This is a genomic window from Kitasatospora sp. NPDC059571 (assembly GCF_042735675.1).
GTDB lineage: Bacteria > Actinomycetota > Actinomycetes > Streptomycetales > Streptomycetaceae > Kitasatospora.
On the sequence record NZ_JBHWBW010000205.1, the window covers coordinates 7,335 to 12,730 of the forward strand.

The window sequence follows — 5,396 nt, forward strand, 5'->3', positions numbered from 1 at the left end:
GCCGCGGCGTGGCGGCGGCACAACCCGGCCGGGCCGGCCCGGGTCGGGGGTTGCTCCCGTCGGCGCCGCCGGTCGGGGGCGTGGTCGCCGCGGGAGGTGATCTGCTTCGATCCGCAGCGTCGGGGCTGCGGTGGGAGTGCGTCAGGGAGGGGCGCCTCGCGGTGCCACCCTGTGTGCCGGTCCCTGCGCTGTACGCCTACGAGGCACACGTACTTCGTATACGAGTCTGCTCGCCCCCAGTGAGCAGGTCAAGGGACCGCGCGGCCCGCTTTCGCCTCAGACCCGGGCGCCGAGCATCCGCAGCACCAACTCGCCGTAGCGGCGGCCGAGTTCCTCCGGCGTCTCGGTCGAGCGGTCGGTGTACCAGCGGGAAACGTCGATGCCCAGCGAGGTGACCGCGCGGGCCGCCGTCCGCACCTCCGAGACCTGAAAGTCGCCGGCCACCGCGCCCGCCTCGATCAGCGCGCTGACCTCGCGCTCGATGTCCAGCCGCAGTGCCGCGACCACCGCGTAGGCGTCCTCGGGCAGCGCGTGCAGCTCGTAGTTGACCACGCGGCCGACCGTCCGGGCCCGGGCGTGTCAGGCGGTGAAATGCTCGACCCAGCCGCCGCATCCGCTCCGCCGGGCCGCCCTCGCCGGCCACCGCCTGCCGGACCAGGGTCAGCGTGGCGGCGTGCCCGGCCTGGCTGATCTCGGCCAGCAGCGCGGCCTTCGACTGGTAGTGGATGTACAGCGCGGCCGGGCTCATCCCGGCGGCGGTGGCGATGTCTCGGGTGGTGGTGGCGTGGAAGCCGCGCTCCGCGAACGACTCGACGGCCGCCTGGAGCAGCCCGTAGCCGCCTCGGGGCGGGTGTCGGCGCCGGGCAGGGTCGGCCAGAGGTCGGCCATCGGGGTGCCGGCCATGGCGTCATCCTCTCAGAAGGCTCGACCCGGAACTCGTACAGGCTTTCCCCCGGACCGCCCGGGCGGGGGCGGTGGCGTGGCCAAACTTCCTCGACGCCTGGGCCCTGAAGGTCTGATCCGCTGACGGTGCCGCTGGCTTGGCAGCGGCACCGTGCCGGGTGTCACCGGGCAGTCCATCCCTCCCGGCCGGGCTGACCTGGTCGGGGAGGCGGGGGCGGACACCCGGCGGGGGCTCTGCTTCGAGTAGTCCACCTGCCGGGTTGCCGTCGGCCGCGATTGTTCTGTGCTGCGCGGAACGATGTGTTCAACCCTGCGATAACGCCGAAGTCCTCCATAGCTCGGTCCACCCGTACGGCCGTCCGCCGCTGCCGCTGCCGCTGAGTGGGTGCCAGATGGGGGCGGACGGGCCGCGCTGGACGAGGTCCTCGATCTGGGCGGCGCCGGCCGGGACGGTGGTGAGCAGCTCGGCGGCAGTCGGGTTTTCCTCGGTGGCGAGGCGTAGGCCCGTCACCGCGCCGCGTACCCCGGCGGCCGCCGTGCCGACCGGGACCACCAGCAGCCGCGGGAACGCCCGCCAGCGCCGCTCCCACGCCCGGCCCCGGCCACCCTCGCCCGTCTGCTCCCACAGGGCGGCGCAGGCCGCCAGCTGCGCCGCGGTCTCCTCCGCACCGACACCGGGGCGGGTGCCGTTCGACGAACGCCCGCAGCCGGTGCCGCTCGTCGCCGGTGCCGGCGGTGTACGCGAGCTCGGCGGCGGGCTGGTACACACTGCCGCCCTCGACTGGCAGCTCCGGGGCGGGTAGGAGGTCGAGCGGGCCGCAGTCCTCGCCGCGCTCCCGTGGTTGTTGCACCTGCGGTGGGCTTTTCCTTTTCTCGCGTCCGGCTGGTGCCGGCCGCTCGCTAGTCGGGGAGCGGCGGCGGGGTGCCGGACCGGGGTGGTGGGAGAGGGCGCGGCGCGCGGGCCGAGAACGGGCTTAGCGGCTGTCGGGAGCGCCGGATATCCCTCAGAGGCAGCAGCCGACCACGACCACCGGGAGACGTCCGTGAGCACCCGTCAGAGCCTTGCCCAGCCCGACGACAACGACGACCAGCCCGACAACGACGGCCAGGCCGACGCCGTCGAACCGGCCGAGCCGTCCCGGCCGGGACGGACCGCGTACCGGCGCGGGTCTGCGAACCCGAACGGCTCGACCACCGCGCTGCGGGCCGACGTCCTCGGCGCGCTCGGCGTCCTCAAGGTCGCCACCGCCGACCAACTCCAGCGCCTGCTGTGCCCCGGGGCGGCGTCGAACAAGGCGATCCGGCAGCCGCTCGGCGATCTCGCGCTGCACGGCCTGGTCGCCTCGGACGGCAACACCCGGGACCGGCACATCGGAGATGGGCGGCACCGCCCGGGGCGCCGGCCGCTCCGGCGCCCAGCACGCGATGGCGGTCAACGAGACGATCGCCGCGTTCGTCCTGGGCGGCCGCGCGCCTGGGGCCGCGGGCGGGGTCGGCACGGTGCGGTCCTGGTCGACCGAGACCGAGTTCCTGCTGCCCGGCGGCAAGCGCAAGGTGCGCCCGGACGGCGTGTGGCAGGCCCCGGAGATCGGGGTGCCGGTCCTCATGGTCGAGGTCGACCGCTCCACCATGGCCCCGGCCGACGTCGCCGCGAAGTTCCCCCGCTGCCGCGAGCTGTTCCGCACCAAGGTCCGCGACAACGACCCGGCCCTCGCCAACCAGGAGCCGGCCGACCGCACGGTGCACTGGTGGCGCCGCACCTGGCCCGACCACACCCGGCCCGGGTACCCGCCGGTCGCCCTGGTCGTCACCGACGCCGGACCTCTCGCGCTGGCCAACCGGCAGCAGGCCGTCGCGGACCTGTCCGCCGACTGCTGGCGCGGCCGGTGGTGCAGAGAGGTTCGCGACTACAACGACGATGGGTGGCGCGAGTACGACGCCGCCGTGCCCATCGTCGCGACCATCCTGGAGCTGCTGGCCGAGCACGGGCCGCTCGGGCCCGTCTGGTGGCGCTTCGGCCGCTCGGGCCGGCACTCCCTCATCGAGGCGTTGGAGAACCCGAACAGCCGGGCCGCCTATGACCTGCGCCAGGCCGCCCGCGAGGACGAGGAGCACAAGGCCCACCAGGAGCTGATGGACTCCCTGGTCTGCATCGACTGCGACGACGTTCCCGAGGAGGAGACCACCTGGGAGTACGGCCGCCAGGGACAGGTCGAGTGGACCCGCCGCCCGGGTGGCCGCTGCTGGCCCTGCCACCAGGAACACGCCGAGCGCCTGGAACGGGAGGCCGAGGAACAGTTGGAGGCCGCCCGGGAGGCGAATGCCGCGCTGCGCCCGTGTTGGACGTGTCGGGGCTCGATCGGGGGGGAAGGAGGGCTCGGAGCTGGAGCTGACCGAGAAGGCTGGCCCGGACCGGCTGGCGTGCCCCGAGTGTGTACAGGCCCGCGCTGCAAAGGACTTGGGCCCGCTGATGCTGCCGGTCCCGACCAAGCGCGAGCTGGTGGCCGCGCGGGTCTCCACTCCGGACGATCCGTGGTGGGAGGACCGCGTGCTGCACGCAAAGCTCCACCCGGCGAGGGGCCGCCGGGTGTGACCTGTTGGTTGTGGTGGGCGTGGAATGGCCCTGGAGGCCGGGTTGTCTGGACCTTTGGTTGGGCCTGTCGAGGGCGTCTGGCAGGTGGTGTCGGCTGGCTGGTTTGGTGACTGTGTGTGGTGGCAGGTGGGGTTGGGGGTCGGGTCGGCCCGCTTGGGGCGTCGGCCTGAAATCAATCCACCAAAACGACCAACGGAATTACCGGCGGAATTCACCCCCGAAAGCAGACCACAACACCGTTCCCGTCCCCGCTAGGCCGTAGTCCTCAAGCAGTGCACCAACGCCTGGCTGTCTTCAACCTTGGGGGTGAGGTCATGAGCACCGATTTCCCCATGGTGGCCTTCAACGACCCGGCCGACGCGGACTTCGCCGGGATCAAGGCACTGCTGAGTCAAGGACAAGAGGATAGCTGGTGGCACTTTGAGGTCGGCTGCGGGACCGATGAGTGGTGGAACGCCTGACCCTGGGCGGCCTCGACCTCGGCGACCTGATGGATGAGGACTGACCCGGCGTCGCCCGAGGGGCCGCTGAGGCCGTGCGGAGGTCAGTGTGGTTCTCCTCCAGGACCGGTCCTGTGCGCATGGGGGGACTCGCGCCTTGGCGGCCCAGCGAGGGTTCCTGCGCTCAGGGGGCTACGGCAGAGGAAGTAGCGAACCTGCAGCGGTCCATCTTCGCTGGCACGAACTCCGTTCGGTCCACCTTCGATGGCAAGCGGTCCAGGTTCGTTGTCAAAGGTCAGCGATCAAGTGTGACCGGAAGCAATAGCTGACCACCGGCAGTGCCAGTTGGGCACAGCCCCATTTGAAGCAGAGCCCCGACCAAGGCTTCCCCACCCGGCGGAACCCGGCGTGCAGCCGGACTGCTATCGGACCGGGCTGGCCAACGTCTCGATCGGACCCAGGTCCGGATTGGGCTTGCGGGTGAGGCTGGCCAGCTCCTCGGGCGGTTCACTCCCGTCCCTGACACTCGTCACGTAGGCCTTGGCCTCCTTCAGGCTCATCCGCGTGGCCTGCTTGCGCAGGTGCTGCATGGCGGCAGCGATCCCGACGGAGTCCGCGAGGTGGCGGACGCTCGCGGCAAGAGGGTCTGGCGGCCTGATGCCCTTGACCTGCCACAGGTAGTCCTCCTCCCAGTCATCGGTCAAGCGGCTACCGGGAACGAAGTGGATGCTCCCATCCTCCCGGTCGACCAGGAGGGGGCCGCCGAGGAGGTTCCCACGCAGAGCCGGGTTGCGGGCGCCCTCCGCCGAGGTCCAGTAGGCGAGCCATCCGACCGCCCGCTCTTCCACGGCGTAGACGGCCAGCTTCGGGATCAGCCTCGCCCAGGTCCAGGTCGGCCGCTCCCGCTCAAGATAGGACTCGACCAGCTCGACCGCTTGTTGTTGGGAAATCACACTTTCCATCCTTCACTCCACGTCAACCGGGTTTCGGTGCAGCCGTCGTCGATCCGGTACCGTCCGGCACCCGGCGCAGAGAGGCCAACAATCGCTGCCGAGACTGGCCAACTACCACCTCCAACCCAAGTCACCACCTACACAGGGCCGTCGATCCATTGGCCAGCTATCGGTTCCGGTCGCATCAAGGCCCGCGTGCGCATGCGCAACCGGCCCGGCGGCTTGCGCAGGGCCTCGCTCCACTGCCATCGCCGTGCGTATGCGCACGGACATCGCCGACGACTTGCGCATGCGCAAGGCAGCGGTTTGCGCATGCGCACCCGCGCACCGCTCCGCCGCCGGGCTCTACTCTGCGCTTGCGCACCGGCTCGCCCCTCGGTTGCGCGAGCCTGCGCGAGGGACCGCGGGTTGCGGGTCTGTCCATTGAACGGTGTAACTCGGGTGGGTTGAGTTAGCGGCGGCCGATGGAGAGTCGGCCGTCGAAGGCGATCTCGAAGGCGTTGAGCG

At 71.5% G+C, this 5,396-nt stretch carries 6 protein-coding genes and 1 pseudogene; 2 read left to right on the plus strand and 5 right to left on the minus strand.

The window, feature by feature from the left end; genetic code table 11:
* Positions 1–276 precede the first annotated feature (276 nt).
* From ACFV0G_RS22080 to ACFV0G_RS22095, 4 genes and pseudogenes are all read right to left on the minus strand, one after another.
* Positions 277–552 carry a hypothetical protein gene (locus tag ACFV0G_RS22080; RefSeq protein ID WP_380550388.1) on the minus strand — a complete coding sequence of 92 codons (276 nt, stop codon included), beginning with the start codon at positions 550–552 and terminating at the stop codon, positions 277–279.
* Between the two features lie 196 nt (positions 553–748).
* Positions 749–877 (minus strand): annotated as a pseudogene (locus ACFV0G_RS22085) (helix-turn-helix domain-containing protein); the annotation flags it as partial.
* A gap of 330 nt (positions 878–1,207) precedes the next feature.
* The gene (locus ACFV0G_RS22090; RefSeq protein ID WP_380550391.1) at positions 1,208–1,672 is read right to left on the minus strand and encodes a hypothetical protein; all 465 of its coding nucleotides are present in this window, start codon (positions 1,670–1,672) and stop codon (positions 1,208–1,210) included.
* A gap of 235 nt (positions 1,673–1,907) precedes the next feature.
* The gene (locus ACFV0G_RS22095) at positions 1,908–2,234 is read right to left on the minus strand and encodes a hypothetical protein (protein WP_380550403.1); all 327 of its coding nucleotides are present in this window, start codon (positions 2,232–2,234) and stop codon (positions 1,908–1,910) included.
* On the opposite strand from ACFV0G_RS22095, the gene ACFV0G_RS22100 reads away from it, so the two are divergent.
* Entirely contained in the window at positions 2,221–3,606 is a 1,386-nt protein-coding gene (locus tag ACFV0G_RS22100) for a replication-relaxation family protein (RefSeq protein ID WP_380550400.1), read from the plus strand. The two genes, ACFV0G_RS22095 and ACFV0G_RS22100, sit on opposite strands and share 14 nt — an antisense overlap.
* A 162-nt stretch (positions 3,607–3,768) precedes the next feature.
* A complete protein-coding gene (locus ACFV0G_RS22105; RefSeq protein ID WP_380550394.1) occupies positions 3,769–3,957 on the plus strand; it encodes a DUF4265 domain-containing protein in 189 nt (62 codons plus the stop codon).
* Positions 3,958–4,358: 401 nt separating this feature from the next.
* Here the strand turns inward: ACFV0G_RS22105 and ACFV0G_RS22110 are convergent, their stop codons facing one another.
* Positions 4,359–4,898 (minus strand): YrhB domain-containing protein, encoded by a 540-nt coding sequence (locus ACFV0G_RS22110; protein ID WP_380550397.1) that lies wholly within the window; start codon positions 4,896–4,898, stop codon positions 4,359–4,361.
* Between the last annotated feature and the right edge of the window lie 498 nt (positions 4,899–5,396).

Coding starts and splice junctions, on each gene's coding strand:
- ACFV0G_RS22110 (WP_380550397.1), bottom strand. CDS start 4,898: ATGGAAAGTGTGATTTCCCAACAACAAGCGGTCGAGCTGGTCGAGTCC.